This window comes from Candidatus Pelagibacter sp. PS_44, assembly GCF_059417735.1.
On record NZ_CM182063.1, the window covers coordinates 666,381 to 681,317 of the forward strand.

Sequence of the window (14,937 nt, forward strand, 5' to 3'; positions counted from 1 at the left end):
CTAATAAATATTCATGATATTTAAAAAATACCTGGTCGTTGTACCAGGTATTATTTTAGCATTTGTTCTCTACAGTTTATCTCAGGGTTTTAATAATATCATTGGAATTGAAATGTTAGGCTATGAAAAAAGTCCAATATCTACAGCAATGATTGCTATTTTACTTGGAATGGTTTTTGGAAACATATATCAAATGAGAAACAACTTCGTAAGAGGTTTAGAATTTACTCAGTCATATATACTCAAACTTGGAATAATTTGTTTGGGAATTCAGTTAAAACCTTTTGAGTTTTTGGAATTTGGTGCAATAGCAATACCTTTAATCATAATTTGTATTGCAACTGTACTGATAGTTATAAAGTTATTAATTAAAAAACTCAAAATCCCTACTAGAATGGCCTATTTGATTTCTATTGGCAGCACCGTATGTGGGACAACAGCAATTATGGCGACTGCTCCTGTAATAGGTGCAAAAAAAAATGAAGTATCTTATGCAATCGCTAACATCACATTGTTTGGAATTTTATCAATGCTCTTATACCCTTATTTTGCAAACCATTATTTTGATGCTGAGCCAATGTTTGTTGGTTTATTTTTGGGGACATCAATTCATGAAACATCTCAAGTAGCTGCTGCTGGACTTATTTATGATCAACAATTTAATAGTCCCGAAACACTGAATGTTGCAACGGTAACAAAATTAATAAGAAATACATTTCTGGTAATAATGATTCCTCTATTTGCATTTCTTTATAATAGAAATAATGTTGTTAAAAAAAACTATTCAATAATTGCAATTTTTCCTTATTTTGTAATAGGTTTTGTAGCTATGATAATTTTAAGAAATGTTGGAGATCTATTTTTCTTAACGCCTTATAATGAATTATGGCTAGATACAGTCAAAATAATTAAATCATCATCAAAAGTTTTTTTAACAATGGCGATGGCGGCTATTGGTTTATCAACTAACCTCAAAGATCTTAAGAGTATGGGTTACAAGCCTTTTGTCGTGGGATTTATAGGGATGGCCACTGTAGGTTTGGTTAGTATTTTGACTATAGAATTTTATATTAATTTTTTAAACTAAGACTTTTTTAGTAACATCTTTTTTTTGAAATTAGAAATAACACGCCTAATAAGTGCAGCACCTACCCCTAAAGTAATTGCAAACATAATTGAAAATAGTCCATAGAAAAATGGCATATCTTCAGAAAATTCTAAGATAAATAATGAGAAAAAATTTAAATCTGAAACTAACACTTGTATTGTTTCTTTATCTACTTGCTCAGCAAAAAATGTTTCATAAGCAATAGCTATTCCAACTACTAGTAATAAAATTGCTAATAATGCTTTTAACCCAGAGCTATCAATTTTTTCACCAAGTTTTTGTCCTATTTGAACTCCTATGATTGATCCAACAACTAACATTGTAACCAACATCAAGTCTATTGATCCAAAATTAAATGAATGTAAAAAAGTAACTATGACACTGACAAAGATTGTCACAAACAAAGAAGTTCCTGGAACTAATTTTGTGGGCATTTTAATTATATAAATCATTGCAGGTACTAATATAAAAGCACCACCTATCCCCATGATTGCAGCAATAAACCCTACGAGCAAACCAATTATAATTGGAGTAAATATACTTTCATATAATTTTGATTTTGGAAATCTCATTCTTAATGGAAGACCGTGTATCCAATAATGTACATGTAGTTTTTTTTTAACTACAAGGTTTCTTTTTGCTCTATCTATTTCTTTAAGACTTTCGACTAACATCAATGTACCAATTATTGCGAGTATATACATGTAAGCTAAAGAAATAACTGTATCAATTTTTCCAATACCTTTAAAATATGTAAAAGTGTAAATACCTAAAGCAGTTCCAATTGTTCCACCAATCACAATCATAAAACCCATCTTATAATCTAAAGTATTCTTTAAATAATGAGTTGTTGACCCTGATACCGATGTTGCAAGAATATTGTTAGCTTCATTTGCAACTGCATATGCAGGAGGTACACCTAAAAAAATTAAAAATGGTGTCATTAAAAAACCACCCCCAACACCAAATAAACCTGAGAGCACTCCAACGATTGCACTTAATAAAAGTATTTCAATGGGGTTAACAAATACTTGTGCTATTGGTAAAAATACATCCATAAAAAATTAATAGTTGTTAAAAAACAACCTAATTAAATGTGATAAAAGTTCCAATTAAAATAACACCCCAATAAGCAGCTAGACTAACGAGGATCCCTGTTTTTATTAAAGTTGCTTTAAAATTTGAAAGTTTATTTATTATTTTTATGTTGAAAATTGACATTACAACCGTCAATACACCCAGTTAATTATTTGTCAAATAAATAGTTTATCTAAAATGATTTTTTTTATTAGTAGATGGTCGCTCCAAAAACTTTGACTTCATCCCCTTCAACACCAAGCACCAGTCTTCCAAGGAACTCACCTTCAATTTCTTTACTCTTCTGTTTGAATAAAACTGTAATGTTTTGGCCTCGTCTTAGACAACCAAATGCCTGGTAGTCTTCTTTTAAGCTTGTTAAAAGCTTATTATTAGCCCACTGCTTTCCAAGCTCAACTTCATTCGCACCAAACAACATTTGAGTACCAAAATCTTTAGTGAAACCACCATAATCTTTCATATTTGAAGTTTTAACAAGATTGTCCCAAATAGGATTAGCAATTGCTATAATCTCATCATCAGATTTCTCTAATAAATTCATAATTTAAGTTTTACTATTTTAAGAAGCTTTTTTCTTCTCGTTCTCGTCAACTATGTGATAAACTGGAACTTTCTCAAGTGAAAATTTACCAGTTTTAGGATCACGTCTAGAAACTGTTAAACAATGCCAATTATCATCGTCAAGTTTCATGTGATCACCTCTGTAATAGTAACCAGGCCAACGTGTTTCCTCACGAAACATAGTATGTTCTGTAACACACTGTGAAGTTAAAGCTCTATGCTTTAATTCCCAAGCTCTCATCAGTTCGTGGTAATCTTTAGCACCAACGTTTTCTAAATCTTCCTCTAACCAAGCCAATAATTCTAAGCCTCTTTTAAGCATATTACCATTGGTCATATAGTTAGTTGCAATTCCTCCGACATATTCGTCCATAATTCTTTGTAGACGTTGTAGTCCTTGAATAGGTGAAATGTAGCTTGGTGAAACGGTTCCACCAGTAATTTCGTTTTGACCTACAGTGTAGTTTTCCAGAGGTTTATAAACTGTAGATTTAAAATCTTCACATTGTTTATCAGAAACTTTAATTCCTTCAGCTTTTTTATCTTCAATATATTTTACAGCAGCTTTTGCAGCTAAACGTCCTTCTGTGAAAGATCCAGATGAAAATTTATGCGCACTTCCACCAACTGTATCTCCAGCACCAAAAAGTCCATCAATAGTTAACATTCTGTTGTATCCCCAAAAGTATTCTGGTGGAGATAAGTCTTCTGGTCCGCTTACCCAAGCTCCTGAACAAGTTGCATGAGAACCCATAACGTAAGGCTCAGATGTTGTTAGTTCTGGATTTGTGTACTTAGGGTCAATATTTTGTGATGCCCAAACAACAGCTTGACCAACTGTCATACCAAGGAAATTTTCCCAGCCAACAGTCTCTAAATGTGGATCTTGGAATGCTTCAGTAGTAACCATATGAATTGGTCCACCACCTGCCATTGTCTCTTGAATAAATGCATGATTTCTTAAACATGTTGGAGTTGGATGATGGTCAATGTATTCACCAACTAATTCTTTAGTTTGGTCGTACCATTTCTTCTCGTAGTTTTCTCCATTCGCATTTTGAGTATAAGTTTTAAGATGTAAAAAATATGCTCCAACTGGACCATAACCATCTTTAAATCTACATAACACAATTCTATTTTCCATTTGTGTCATTTTAGCACCAGCTGCAATTGGTAATGCATAAGCAGAACCATTACTCCATGGTGCATACCAGGTTCTTCCCATTCCTTCGCCAACAGCTCTTGGTTTGAAAATATGAGAGGCTCCACCTGCCGCAACGATTACAGTCTTTGATCTAAATACATGAAAATCACCAGTTCTCATGTTGAATCCTACAGCACCACCTACTCTATTTTCTTGAGTCTCATCCATTAAAAGATGAGTAATCATTATTCTATTATAAATTTTATCAGCAGATTTTTTGGCAGCTTCAGCAACAATTGGCTTGTAGCTTTCTCCATGAATCATGATCTGCCATTTACCTTCTCTAAGGTAACGGCCAGTTTTTTCATTCTTCATCATTGGCAATCCCCACTCATCAAACATATGAACAGTTGAATCTACGTGACGAGCCATATCATATCCTAAATCTTCTCTAACCATTCCCATTAAATCATTTCGAGCATATCGTACATGATCTTCAGGTTGGTTTTCTCCCCACTGCATACCCATATAACAGTTGATAGCATAAAGACCTTGAGCAACCGCTCCACTTCTATCAATATTAGCTTTTTCAACACAGATAATTTTCATATCTCTGCCCCAGTGTCTAGCTTCAAATGTAGCTCCTGTTCCAGCCATACCTCCACCAACTACTAAAACATCACAATCTTCAAAATGTGTCTTATGCTTAGCCATTAGTAGTAAACTCCTTTTTTAAATGAGTCTTTTGGAACTGACGGTAAATCTCCATCAATATTTAAACCTTTTGGTTCAGTGTAAAGTCTTTGTGAATTAATTTCACCTTGATTAGGTTTATCAATTTCAGCTAATTTTGGTATAAATTTTCCCCAAGGCTTTGTTGTAATTGGAGACACAAAATCCTTTGTAGTTCCATTTCTAAATTTAATTTTCCAAGATATGGTTCCTTTTTCTTCTTCACGTCTAACTCTAACACTGTGACCCATTGGTGCAAAGTCTGCATAACCACGAACATCTATTGCATGATTAGGGCACGCTTTTACACATGAATAACATTCCCAACAAAAGTTAGGTTCAATATTTACTGCTCTTCTAATATTTTCATCAATGTGCATGATATCTGAAGGACAAATATCTACGCAGTGACCACATCCATCACATCTCGTCATGTATACAAAAGTTGACATATTATTTTACCTCTCTCTATTAATAGTGCTTTGGTTGTTCTCTTTTAATGCCTAATCCAAATTGTTTTGGTGCATCTGCAAGTGGAGGAAGATTATCTCTTGAACCATCTGCTTCAGCTAAGTTTTTTTGGATAGCTGCACCAGGTTTATAAAACATGTGTGCAAATTTTGACCAATAAACTCCCCCAAATAAAACAATGTTTGAGGTAATAAATAAAATTAAAAATAAATAACTAAGTCCCATTGAATTTGATGATTGAAAATAAGACCATGCAAGTCCAGTAGTTGCACACGCTAATAATGCTAAAACAAATAAGTCTGCTTTAATAATTCTATACCAAGGATGAGCTTCGGCTAATACATCAACTCTTAAAAATAACCAAAACCAATATCCACCCACACAAGTCATAATTGCTCCAATATGCCAAATCATTGGCCATATTGTAGGTGTCATTATTTCTTTCCCAGTATAACAAAAAACCATTACAACTGAGGCTACCCAAAATAAAATAGTGCCGTACATACCTAGTACATGCGCAACTCTTCTTTTTCCAGCTCCAAGTTCTGCTGTTGTTGCAATGTCATGTACTACAGTTTTTAAAATTACTGATGTTTTTTCAGCTGCACCCAATTCTCTATCAGCTGACAATTTTGCTTTTTTTGCGTTATTAAAAAAATAAGTAACATTTTTATGATGGATCATCTGAATAATTGTTCCAATAATAATAAGAGCAATCATTGCTAATACAAAAAATTGTATTGCTGCTGGAGATATAGTTTCAGCCAAAACTGAAAAAGGGTTAATTGACATCATAATTAGTAGTACCTTAATTTAGATTCTATATTGCTTGTGATTTTTTAGTACAGTTGAAATAATAGATCAACCGTTTTATATGGGTTATTTTATCATATAAGGTTTTACACCTTGCGCTTGTAGTGTTGTTGCTTTGGTATAACCGACCGAACTCCTCCTTGTGGGTTATCAACATCACCTTCTCTACGAGGAATTAAATGAATATGACAATGCAAGATGGACTGTCCAGCAACAGCTCCAGCATTTGTTCCAATATTAAACCCTTTAACTGCAGGATCTTTTAACATTATTTCTTCTTTAATTTGCTTGATTAAATTATTGCAAGCAATCACCTCATCATCATTTAAATCAAAATAATCCCTAACATGACGTTTTGGAATAATTAAACAATGAAATTCAGACACGGGATATGTGTCATAACTAGCATAAGCAAACTCATTTTCTGCGGCCAAACCACTTTGTTTAGAATTGCAGAATAGACAGGGATTGTTTGGGTCAAACATAAATATTATTTATAGATAGAACATTTGTTAACTTCACTTTTGTAAAAACTAGAAAATATTTTATAAAATTTTAAACTTTTTCTCTTCCAATTAATTTCATTAATGTTTTTAATTGATGCAACACCTTTGCCAGAGCCAATAAGAAGGATTTCATCATACTCAGATAAATTTTTAATCGAAATATCTTTACTAATAATTTTTCCTAATTTTTTTTTAAAAAACCTATAAGTTATACCTTTGTAAATATTATTAAGTGGAGAATACACTTTATCATTTTTAATAAATAGCATATTTGAAGTTCCGCTTTCTAAGATAGTATTTTTGTAACAAAGTCCCACATCCGAGGTGGTATTATTCATTTTTGATAAATGCTTAAGTATAAACTTATATTTAAGATTTTTATATTTAGGATCAAATCTTTTATGATTTATGAGTTTTAAATTAAAATTTAATTTGGGTGTTTTTCTTTTTCTTAATGAAATTGATATCATCTTTTTATTTACAGCAACCCTAAGAAGATGATTATAAGATTTTTTTCTATTAATATTTAATTTTATTAATTTAAGAATATTTTTTTCAAGATTAGGAGTATTTAATTTATAAACCTTTAAAGATTTAATTAAATTTTTAATATGTTTTTTAAAAAAAAGTATCTTTGCTGGTTTTCCAAAAATCCACATTGTTGTAAACACACCCTTGTCCCCCCAAAGATCATTAAAATTAATTTCTTGGTTGGTTTTAAGCTGATAAGATTTTTTTAATAAGTAAGTTACCATTTTCAGTTAAAAAAGATTCAGGGTGAAATTGAAAGCCATATATTTTCTCTTTATTATTTTCTATTGTCATTGCTGTATTTGAAATAGCACACCTCATTGTAATTTCAAAATTTTTGGCAGTAAACGGCTCTTTTAATTTTAGAGAGTGATATCTACCTACAGTGAATTGACTATTTCTTTTAAATAATGAGTTTTTGCTAGTTACTTTTATTTTAGATTGGAAACCATGGTAAATCTTTTTTTGTTCAATTATTTTTCCATTTTCACAATGAAGAATTTGTTGAAACCCAAGACAAATTCCAATAATTTTTTTTTTACCTTTAAATTTTTTATAAATCTCAGAACTAATTGGATAGTTTTTTGGAGCACCTGGACCTGGTGAAAAGACAATAATATCTGCTTTTTTTAATTTACTTTGATTTATTTTATTAAAATTAGTGCAAACCACTTCATCAAAATTTTGAAATTGATGTACTACGTTTTGAGTAAAAGAGTCATGATGATCGATAATGTATATCATTTGTAAAGATCCATTAATGATTTTGCCTTAATATAGTTTTCATTAAATTCATGAGCTGCATTGCTGTCAATTACCACTCCTGAAGCCACAGAAATTTCTGATTTACCTTTGAAATTTAATATTGATCTAATAATGATATTAAATCTCATATCACCATTGAACTTTAAGTAACCAAAACTACCTGTATAAATATTTCTACTTTGTTTTTCCTGTTTGTTTAACAAATTTAATGTACTAATTTTAGGACATCCTATTACAGAACCCCCTGGCATCATTGCTTTTATAATCTCTAATGAGGTAACTTTATTTTTTAGTTGCCCTCCAATTAAACTCACATAATGATAAAGATCCTTATATTCTTCAACTATCTTCTTCTTTAAAATTTTTACTGAGCCTGGTTTACAAATTTTAGATAAGTCGTTTCTTTCCATATCAACAATCATATTGTGTTCTTTGGATTCTTTTAAGTTTTTTCTAAAAAAAGAAAGGGCTTTATTTTTATTTAATTTTTTAGTTTTCTTTAAGGTGCCTGCTATAGGCTTTGTTGTTATAAAATTATTTTTTTTTGTTATCAAATTTTCAGGTGAACAGCTTATTATTGAATAATTTTTATCCTTAATCATAAAAGCTTCGGGCGCCATATTACTTTTTACAAGTCTACAAAAGAAGTCTAAAGCATCAATTTCTGATTTATTACTATATTTAGTACAAATTTTAATCTGGTATGTTTCTCCAGATTTTATCTTTTTTTTAAATTTATCAAATATTTTTTTATAGGATTCTTTATTAATATTTATCTTAAATAAATCATTAGCATTTAATGATCTTGCTTTGTTATACTCAAGATTGTTTGAAAGTTTTATTTTTGTTTCAGGTTTGTAAAATATTCCTTTAGGGAAATTTATTGTTTTTTGGTTTTTAATTTTCACCTCAATTAAATTATTTAATATTTCATAACCAAAAAAACCAATAAACAGATCTGTTTCTTTATGGGGGGATCTTAATCTATTATTTTTGTTAATAAATTTTTCAATATTATTATTGTTTAAAATGATTTTTTTCGAAAAGTCTGTATAAAGATCAAACCCTTTATCTGATTTATAGATTATAAAGGGTTTCTTTGAATTATTTAAATCCAGTAAGTAGTTTTTCTTATTCAATTTCTATTCTGTTTTTAGTCTTAGAACTGCTTCTTCTTTAATTGGTAAATGTATTATTGCTGCAAAAACAGATAAAGCAATTGCTAAATACCAAGCATAATCATAAGAGCCATATAAATCATGAAATAGTCCTCCAAGAAATGCTCCAAAAAATGAGCCTACTTGATGACTTAAAAAAACTATTCCATAAAGAATACCAAGATATTTTGTTCCAAAAATATGAGCAACTATTCCACTTGTAGCAGGAACTGTTGAAAGCCATAAAAAACCAAAACTTGCACCAAAGATAAATGCATTAATGTTGCTTGCGGGTAAAAATATGAATAATATAATTGAAATTCCTCTCAATGCATAAATAGAACTTAAGATAATTTTTTTACTAATTTTTGTAGATAGATATCCACTTAATAAAGAACCAAATATATTAAATAATCCAATTAATGACAATATTGCAGCAGCCGTCCAGCTTTCTAGACCTCTATCTATTACGTATTTTGGGACGTGTGTTCCAACTAAAGTTATATGAAAACCACATACAAAAAACCCTGAGACTAAAAGTATATAACTTTTGTTTTTGAAAGCTTCCTTTAATGCCTCTATGGCGCTTTGATTGTTTGGTTTTTCAATGGATTGAGCTAAAGAAGGAGATCTAACAAAGAAAGCCACTATAAGTCCAATAAATAAGAATATCGTGAATACAAAAAGTGTGTCCAACCATCCATTTTTAATTAACGAATAACTCGTATAAAGCGGAGAGATAAAATATCCTAAAGAACCAACGGCTGTCACTATACTCATTGCTATAGTTCTGTTTGATAGTGGAAAATGTTTACCAACAATGGACATTGGAATACTAATTGCAGTTCCTCCCAAACCAATACCAACTAGAAGTCCTAAATCTATTTGAAAAAAAATTCCAGTATTTGGACCAGCATATAAAAAATAAATTCCTAAAATATAAAAAACAAAAGCTAAACAAATCGCTTTATGTCCACCATATTTATCTGCAATAGCTCCAAATATAGGACCAGTTAAACCCCACATTAACATTTGAATGCCAATTGCTAATCCAGATTGAGTTATTGAAATATCCAGATCATTTTTAAAATCCATAAAAAACAAACCAAAAGTTTGTCTAACTCCAAGAGAAATTAAAACTACAATACATGCTGCAATCAGCGTTATTAAAGCTGTTCTATTTTGAATAAATTTTTCTGAACTCATTTAACGTGTTTAATAGATCTTTTTAAATCATCAATGAGATCTTTTGGATCCTCTAAACCAATATGTAATCTAACTAAATGTTCATCTTTTGCTAATTTTAAATATTTTCTATTGCCCTGTTCTCTTTTGTCTTGATATAAAGCCAAACTTTCAAACCCACCCCAACTATAACCATAGCCAAATAACTTAAGAGAATTTACAAATTTGATCACAGAATTCTTATTTTTAGATTTTATTTTAAGACCCATTAATCCTGAGGCACCAGAATAATATTTTTTCCACATTCTAAAATTAAATGAATCTTTTTTGTGGGGATATAAAAGTTTTATATTTTTGTAATTAGACAAAAATTCTGCAACTAATTTTGCATTTTTTTGATGTCTGTCTAACCTAACATCTAAAGTCCTAAGACCCCTTGTTATTAAATACGCATCATCTGGTCCAAGTCTTAGACCAGTAATTTTATTTGTTTTTTCAACTTGTTTAAAAACTTTTTTATTAACAGCTAAAGTTCCACCCATTACATCTGAGTGTCCTGAATAATATTTAGTAGCTGATACTATAGACATATCAAATCCTAAGTTCATAGGTTTTAAAAAATATGGGGTTGCCCAAGTATTATCAATTGCAGTTAAAACTTTATTCTTTTTTGCAATTGAAACTATTTTACCTAAATCTTGAAAATCAAATGTGTTACTTCCTGGATTTTCAACAAAAATTAATTTAGTTTTTTTTGTAATTGCTTTTTCTAAAGTTTTCAGATCATGAGGGTTATAAAAAATTGATTTTATATTAAACTCACTTAAAAAATTTTCTGTTAAAATTCTTGTTGGTGAATATGTGGGATCAGCCACAATAATTTCATCACCCGGTCGGGTAACACTAAAGATTGACAAAAAAACTGCACCAAATCCTGTTGGTGTTAAAAAAACATGATAAGCCTCTTCAATTTCTTTAAGAATTTGTGATAAAATATGTGTTGTTGATGTACCTTGTCTTCCATAATCAAAATGTCCACCTGTTGGATCTTTTTTGCTTTTCTCTTGCATTTTTCTAATATCTTGCATGGATTTGAAGATAATAGTTGATGCTCGAACAATTGGAGGGTTGACTGACTGATTATGGTAATCTTTAGCTGTATGTTTAATGAATGTCTTAAAAGATTTAGTCATAAAAAATTTGATAAGTTCATAGGAGAATGCTATATCCCTCGAATTACGTCAATAAAATTAATTATAGGATAGTATGGGTTACCCAAAAAAACATAGAGGTCGAAGAAAACAGGGTTCTAAAAAAAGAAGAGCCAAAAGAAAAAATAAAAAAAAATAGTTTACAATGGAGCAGATCAACAAGGTTAAGTCCATAAGTATATGGATTTTTATCGTACCGTTTGTTGCAGTAAATACTTGCTTAATACTAATAACACAATTTCAAGAATTATTTCCTAATCAAGAGGATATCATCCACAATACAATACCTTATTTTGATGGAGGAGCTTCCATCAGCAGAACTGCAAGACCTTATCCGTCGTGGCTTGTTTTTAAACCAGCAATGTTTTTAACCTCATTCCTATTAATTAAATATTGGCTATTCAATAAAGCTATTGCATCCTCATTTGAAAAAAATCATAAATATATTAATAAATTTGTTTATTTTGGGATAGCTTCGGCAATAGCCTTAACTGTTCACTCAATTTTCCTAGGAATAAAATTTGATAATGATTTTTATAAATTATTCAGACGTGTTGTTATGCTTATGTTTATAATTTTTGAAATTGTTGCCCAAGCATATCTAGTTGCAACTTTATACTCTTTTAAAGATAAACTATCTAAGTATATTAATAAAACTTATCTAACTTTAAAATTATATCTTGTAAGCATTTTAATTGTTGTAGCAGTAATAAGTGTCCCTATAATTAGTTTACCAGGTAATAATTTTTTAGGTTTTAGTGTAAAATTTTTTAAACATGGTTTAGAGTGGAATTATTTTATAGGCGTAATAACATTTTATCTATTAACTTATTTGATGTGGAAAAAAAAAATTAATTAGTTATCCACCCACCCCCAAGAACTTTATACCCATTATTATTTTTTGAATAAAAAACACACGCTTGACCTGGAGCAATACCATGCTCCTCTTCTAATAAAAGAACATTAGCTGTAGTGCTGTTTATATCAATTTTAGCTTTTATTAGTCTTCCAGTGGATCTAACTTTGACTAATAATTCTTTTTCGAAATCTTTATGATTATTAGTAATAATATTTAAATCTTTTAAATTTATTTCTGTTTTAACAAGATGCTCTTTAGAGCCAACGATTATTTCATTTTTATTAGCAATTATTTTTATTACATACAAAGGATTTTTATCGGAAACACCAATTCCTTTTCTTTGGCCAATTGTATAGTTAATTATGCCATCATGTACTCCTATTACATCACCATCAATATTCTTGATGTTCCCTTTGCTAAAAGAATTAGGTCTAAATTTTTCTATAACAGAAGCATAATCACCATTTGGAACAAAACAAATATCCTGACTGTCAGGTTTATCTGCAACATTAAGATCTAAATCTCTTGCTATTTTTCTAGTTTCATCTTTTAGTAAGTTTCCAAGTGGAAATCTTAGAAAATTTAATTGATCTTTTGTCGTATTGAATAGAAAATAACTTTGATCTCTATTTGAGTCAATTCCACAGTACATATCAGTATTATCAAAGTCTGTTATACTTTTTACGTAGTGTCCTGTAACTAGTGCATCAGCTTTTAATCTTTTTGCTTCTTTAAACAAATCTGTAAACTTAACTGTTTTATTACATTGAACACAAGGAATGGGTGTTTCTCCATTTAGATAGCTATCAATGAAGTTATCAATAACTCCCTCTTTAAATTTATTTTGATAATATAAAATTTTATGTTCAATTTTTAATTTATCAGCTACCCTTTTTGCATCCATAATATCTTGTCCGGCACAGCATTGTTTTGAAGATGCGGTTTCTTTATTATCATTGTAGAGCTTTAGTGTTATTCCAATAACGTTATAGCCCTCGTTTTTCATCATCGCTGCAACTGTAGAGGAGTCAACTCCTCCAGACATAGCAACAACAACTAACGTATCTTTTGGATCTTTGGCTATTCCAATTGAATTCAATTTTGTCATATTTAATAATATTTATTAGTATATTATCTATAAGTAAATTAATGATTTTAGATTTTGAACCTGGTGACAAAGTAACTAATCCTGACAACAAAGAATGGGGTATTGGACAAGTTCAATCAATAATTAATGGTAAAGTTACAGTAAATTTTGAAAATGTAGGAAAAAAAGTAATCAACTCTAAACTAATAGAATTAAAAAAATTATATAAATGAATTTAGAAGAAAAAAAGAAAATAACCCTTTCGTTATTAGATACTTTTAATAACGCAGGAAAAGTAGCTTTAGATCTTAGAGAAGCAGGATTAACAAAAGAAACTAAGTCGGACAATACGCTTGTAAGCAATGGAGATATTGAGGTTAATAAACTTCTTACTAATAAAATAAAAGAGATTACACCTAATATTATAGTTGTTTCAGAAGAGAGTGCAAATCACAAGCAGGATATTGATTTAAATAATTTTTGGTTAATAGATCCAATAGATGGAACTAGGGATTACATAAATAATAGAAATGAATTTACTCTAAATGCATCATTAATCTTAGATAAAAAACCAGCAATAGGAATTATAACTGCTCCTGCAAAAAATAGAGTTTTTTACTCATATGGATTATCACATAGTTATGAGTTGATTAACACTCAAGAAATTCAATTAATAAATAAAAAAAAAAATCATAATACAATAACAGCTGTAAGTTACTCTAATGAATTAAAACCAGAAATTTTAGAAATACATAAAAAAAATAATATTACGTCATATCAAAAAATGAAAAGCTCCTTGAAATTTTGTGTAATTGCTGCTGGTGAATTTGATATGTATGTTGCTGAGCCTAGAGCTTGTGAGTGGGACATTGCTGCAGGGCACGCAATACTTGAACATGCAGGAGGTAAAATAACAGATTTTAATGGTCGTGAAATACTTTATGGTAAACCAAGTTTTAAAAACCCAAGTTTAATTTTAAAAAGTAAAAATATACTGTAATGGATGAACAATTAAGAATAATATTGATTATAATAGTTTCAGTTTCAATATTTGGTCTTGTAACTTTTGTATTTGTAAGAAACTATATCAAAAATATTATCAACCAATTAGTTAAGGAAGATAAAAAAAAATCAAAGTAGTTTAATTATCTTTAAATAGTCAGCTTGATCAATATCCATTATTCTTTTTGATGTTTCAAAGTCAAAACCATTTCTAGCAAGTAAAGAAATATCTTTTTTGTAGAATAAAGGTCTATTGTCTTCTGCTCTAGCAGGTCCAATTCTTTTTTTTTTACATATCTTTATACCTGAGAAAAAATCTTGATCAGAATTATCCTCTTTAATCTTATCAATAGTTTCTTTGATGTAGGTGTCATCAATGCCCTTTACCATTAAGTAGTTTCTAATTTTATTAATTGAGCTACCTCTTTGAATAAGGCTTCTTGATTTACTTTCTGAATAAAATTTATCACTAATAAATTTACTTTTTTCAAGATCTACTAAAACAATATCTATCAAATCAGTAATATCTTGTTTTTTAACATTAGGGACATTTGCTTTTAAATATTTTTTTAATAAGTAGGTTCGTAGTTGTTGTTTTGAAGGAGCATATTTCTCTATGTAAGCGAATGAAAAATTTCTCATTTCTTCCATGGTAACTTCTAGTGTTTTTTTTCTATTTCTTATGGGAATCATGCTATCTTGTAATA

Annotated in this window: 18 protein-coding genes; 5 read left to right on the forward strand and 13 right to left on the reverse strand. The window is 29.7% G+C overall.

What is annotated here, in order from left to right; genetic code table 11:
* The first annotated feature begins 13 nt into the window (after positions 1 to 13).
* Positions 14 to 1,087 carry a YeiH family protein gene (locus AC5SLO_RS03695; RefSeq protein ID WP_494572650.1) on the forward strand — a complete coding sequence of 358 codons (1,074 nt, stop codon included), beginning with the start codon at positions 14 to 16 and terminating at the stop codon, positions 1,085 to 1,087.
* Here the strand turns inward: AC5SLO_RS03695 and AC5SLO_RS03700 are convergent.
* The 11 genes from AC5SLO_RS03700 to AC5SLO_RS03750 form a co-directional block, all read right to left on the reverse strand.
* On the reverse strand, positions 1,084 to 2,166 hold the full coding sequence (locus AC5SLO_RS03700) for a sulfite exporter TauE/SafE family protein (RefSeq protein ID WP_494572651.1): 1,083 nt from the start codon (positions 2,164 to 2,166) through the stop codon (positions 1,084 to 1,086). The two genes, AC5SLO_RS03695 and AC5SLO_RS03700, sit on opposite strands and share 4 nt — an antisense overlap.
* A 230-nt stretch (positions 2,167 to 2,396) precedes the next feature.
* Positions 2,397 to 2,747: a hypothetical protein gene (locus AC5SLO_RS03705; RefSeq protein WP_494572652.1), complete on the reverse strand. Its 351-nt coding sequence runs from the start codon at positions 2,745 to 2,747 to the stop codon at positions 2,397 to 2,399.
* A gap of 18 nt (positions 2,748 to 2,765) precedes the next feature.
* Positions 2,766 to 4,625, reverse strand: a complete 1,860-nt coding sequence (gene aprA, locus AC5SLO_RS03710) for an adenylyl-sulfate reductase subunit alpha (RefSeq protein ID WP_494572653.1) — start codon at positions 4,623 to 4,625, stop codon at positions 2,766 to 2,768.
* A complete protein-coding gene (gene aprB / locus AC5SLO_RS03715) occupies positions 4,625 to 5,095 on the reverse strand; it encodes an adenylyl-sulfate reductase subunit beta (protein WP_494572654.1) in 471 nt (156 codons plus the stop codon). The genes aprA and aprB overlap by 1 nt, the downstream gene beginning before the upstream one ends.
* A gap of 19 nt (positions 5,096 to 5,114) precedes the next feature.
* Positions 5,115 to 5,909: an adenylyl-sulfate reductase gene (locus tag AC5SLO_RS03720; RefSeq protein WP_494572655.1), complete on the reverse strand. Its 795-nt coding sequence runs from the start codon at positions 5,907 to 5,909 to the stop codon at positions 5,115 to 5,117.
* 104 nt (positions 5,910 to 6,013) lie between these two features.
* Entirely contained in the window at positions 6,014 to 6,412 is a 399-nt protein-coding gene (locus tag AC5SLO_RS03725) for an HIT family protein (RefSeq protein ID WP_494572656.1), read from the reverse strand.
* Positions 6,413 to 6,417: 5 nt separating this feature from the next.
* Entirely contained in the window at positions 6,418 to 7,188 is a 771-nt protein-coding gene (locus AC5SLO_RS03730; RefSeq protein WP_494572657.1) for an aminotransferase class IV, read from the reverse strand.
* A complete protein-coding gene (locus tag AC5SLO_RS03735; RefSeq protein WP_494572658.1) occupies positions 7,151 to 7,708 on the reverse strand; it encodes an aminodeoxychorismate/anthranilate synthase component II in 558 nt (185 codons plus the stop codon). The genes AC5SLO_RS03730 and AC5SLO_RS03735 overlap by 38 nt, the downstream gene beginning before the upstream one ends.
* The gene (locus AC5SLO_RS03740; protein ID WP_494572659.1) at positions 7,705 to 8,868 is read right to left on the reverse strand and encodes a chorismate-binding protein; all 1,164 of its coding nucleotides are present in this window, start codon (positions 8,866 to 8,868) and stop codon (positions 7,705 to 7,707) included. The genes AC5SLO_RS03735 and AC5SLO_RS03740 overlap by 4 nt, the downstream gene beginning before the upstream one ends.
* A gap of 3 nt (positions 8,869 to 8,871) precedes the next feature.
* On the reverse strand, positions 8,872 to 10,092 hold the full coding sequence (locus AC5SLO_RS03745) for an MFS transporter (RefSeq protein WP_494572660.1): 1,221 nt from the start codon (positions 10,090 to 10,092) through the stop codon (positions 8,872 to 8,874).
* Entirely contained in the window at positions 10,089 to 11,264 is a 1,176-nt protein-coding gene (locus AC5SLO_RS03750) for a trans-sulfuration enzyme family protein (RefSeq protein ID WP_494572661.1), read from the reverse strand. The genes AC5SLO_RS03745 and AC5SLO_RS03750 overlap by 4 nt, the downstream gene beginning before the upstream one ends.
* A gap of 163 nt (positions 11,265 to 11,427) precedes the next feature.
* Here AC5SLO_RS03750 and AC5SLO_RS03755 point away from each other — a divergent pair, with 163 nt between their 5' ends.
* Positions 11,428 to 12,141 carry a hypothetical protein gene (locus AC5SLO_RS03755; protein ID WP_494572662.1) on the forward strand — a complete coding sequence of 238 codons (714 nt, stop codon included), beginning with the start codon at positions 11,428 to 11,430 and terminating at the stop codon, positions 12,139 to 12,141.
* On the opposite strand, the gene mnmA is transcribed toward AC5SLO_RS03755, so the two are convergent.
* The gene (gene mnmA, locus AC5SLO_RS03760) at positions 12,134 to 13,249 is read right to left on the reverse strand and encodes a tRNA 2-thiouridine(34) synthase MnmA (RefSeq protein ID WP_494572663.1); all 1,116 of its coding nucleotides are present in this window, start codon (positions 13,247 to 13,249) and stop codon (positions 12,134 to 12,136) included. The genes AC5SLO_RS03755 and mnmA overlap by 8 nt on opposite strands.
* Positions 13,250 to 13,290: 41 nt before the next feature.
* Between mnmA and AC5SLO_RS03765 the strand changes: the two genes are divergently transcribed.
* The 3 genes from AC5SLO_RS03765 to AC5SLO_RS03775 are packed head-to-tail and all read left to right on the forward strand — an operon-like array spanning position 13,291 to position 14,368.
* Positions 13,291 to 13,461, forward strand: a complete 171-nt coding sequence (locus AC5SLO_RS03765; protein ID WP_494572664.1) for a DUF3553 domain-containing protein — start codon at positions 13,291 to 13,293, stop codon at positions 13,459 to 13,461.
* Complete coding sequence (locus tag AC5SLO_RS03770) at positions 13,458 to 14,228, forward strand: 3'(2'),5'-bisphosphate nucleotidase CysQ family protein (RefSeq protein ID WP_494572665.1); 771 nt, start codon at positions 13,458 to 13,460, stop codon at positions 14,226 to 14,228. Before AC5SLO_RS03765 ends, AC5SLO_RS03770 begins: the two co-directional genes overlap by 4 nt.
* Positions 14,228 to 14,368 carry a hypothetical protein gene (locus AC5SLO_RS03775; RefSeq protein ID WP_494572666.1) on the forward strand — a complete coding sequence of 47 codons (141 nt, stop codon included), beginning with the start codon at positions 14,228 to 14,230 and terminating at the stop codon, positions 14,366 to 14,368. Before AC5SLO_RS03770 ends, AC5SLO_RS03775 begins: the two co-directional genes overlap by 1 nt.
* On the opposite strand, the gene AC5SLO_RS03780 is transcribed toward AC5SLO_RS03775, so the two are convergent.
* Complete coding sequence (locus AC5SLO_RS03780; protein WP_494572667.1) at positions 14,360 to 14,923, reverse strand: regulatory protein RecX; 564 nt, start codon at positions 14,921 to 14,923, stop codon at positions 14,360 to 14,362. The genes AC5SLO_RS03775 and AC5SLO_RS03780 overlap by 9 nt on opposite strands.
* Positions 14,924 to 14,937: the final 14 nt, after the last annotated feature.

What these genes read in the sequence shown, in the direction of transcription:
- AC5SLO_RS03695 (WP_494572650.1), top strand. Translation starts at nt 14, where the DNA reads ATGATATTTAAAAAATACCTGGTCGTTGTACCAGGTATTATTTTAGCA.
- AC5SLO_RS03700 (WP_494572651.1), bottom strand. Translation starts at nt 2,166, where the DNA reads ATGGATGTATTTTTACCAATAGCACAAGTATTTGTTAACCCCATTGAA.
- AC5SLO_RS03705 (WP_494572652.1), bottom strand. Translation starts at nt 2,747, where the DNA reads ATGAATTTATTAGAGAAATCTGATGATGAGATTATAGCAATTGCTAAT.
- aprA (WP_494572653.1), bottom strand. Translation starts at nt 4,625, where the DNA reads ATGGCTAAGCATAAGACACATTTTGAAGATTGTGATGTTTTAGTAGTT.
- aprB (WP_494572654.1), bottom strand. Translation starts at nt 5,095, where the DNA reads ATGTCAACTTTTGTATACATGACGAGATGTGATGGATGTGGTCACTGC.
- AC5SLO_RS03720 (WP_494572655.1), bottom strand. Translation starts at nt 5,909, where the DNA reads ATGATGTCAATTAACCCTTTTTCAGTTTTGGCTGAAACTATATCTCCA.
- AC5SLO_RS03725 (WP_494572656.1), bottom strand. Translation starts at nt 6,412, where the DNA reads ATGTTTGACCCAAACAATCCCTGTCTATTCTGCAATTCTAAACAAAGT.
- AC5SLO_RS03730 (WP_494572657.1), bottom strand. Translation starts at nt 7,188, where the DNA reads ATGGTAACTTACTTATTAAAAAAATCTTATCAGCTTAAAACCAACCAA.
- AC5SLO_RS03735 (WP_494572658.1), bottom strand. Translation starts at nt 7,708, where the DNA reads ATGATATACATTATCGATCATCATGACTCTTTTACTCAAAACGTAGTA.
- AC5SLO_RS03745 (WP_494572660.1), bottom strand. Translation starts at nt 10,092, where the DNA reads ATGAGTTCAGAAAAATTTATTCAAAATAGAACAGCTTTAATAACGCTG.
- AC5SLO_RS03750 (WP_494572661.1), bottom strand. Translation starts at nt 11,264, where the DNA reads ATGACTAAATCTTTTAAGACATTCATTAAACATACAGCTAAAGATTAC.
- AC5SLO_RS03755 (WP_494572662.1), top strand. Translation starts at nt 11,428, where the DNA reads ATGGAGCAGATCAACAAGGTTAAGTCCATAAGTATATGGATTTTTATC.
- mnmA (WP_494572663.1), bottom strand. Translation starts at nt 13,249, where the DNA reads ATGACAAAATTGAATTCAATTGGAATAGCCAAAGATCCAAAAGATACG.
- AC5SLO_RS03765 (WP_494572664.1), top strand. Translation starts at nt 13,291, where the DNA reads ATGATTTTAGATTTTGAACCTGGTGACAAAGTAACTAATCCTGACAAC.
- AC5SLO_RS03770 (WP_494572665.1), top strand. Translation starts at nt 13,458, where the DNA reads ATGAATTTAGAAGAAAAAAAGAAAATAACCCTTTCGTTATTAGATACT.
- AC5SLO_RS03775 (WP_494572666.1), top strand. Translation starts at nt 14,228, where the DNA reads ATGGATGAACAATTAAGAATAATATTGATTATAATAGTTTCAGTTTCA.
- AC5SLO_RS03780 (WP_494572667.1), bottom strand. Translation starts at nt 14,923, where the DNA reads ATGATTCCCATAAGAAATAGAAAAAAAACACTAGAAGTTACCATGGAA.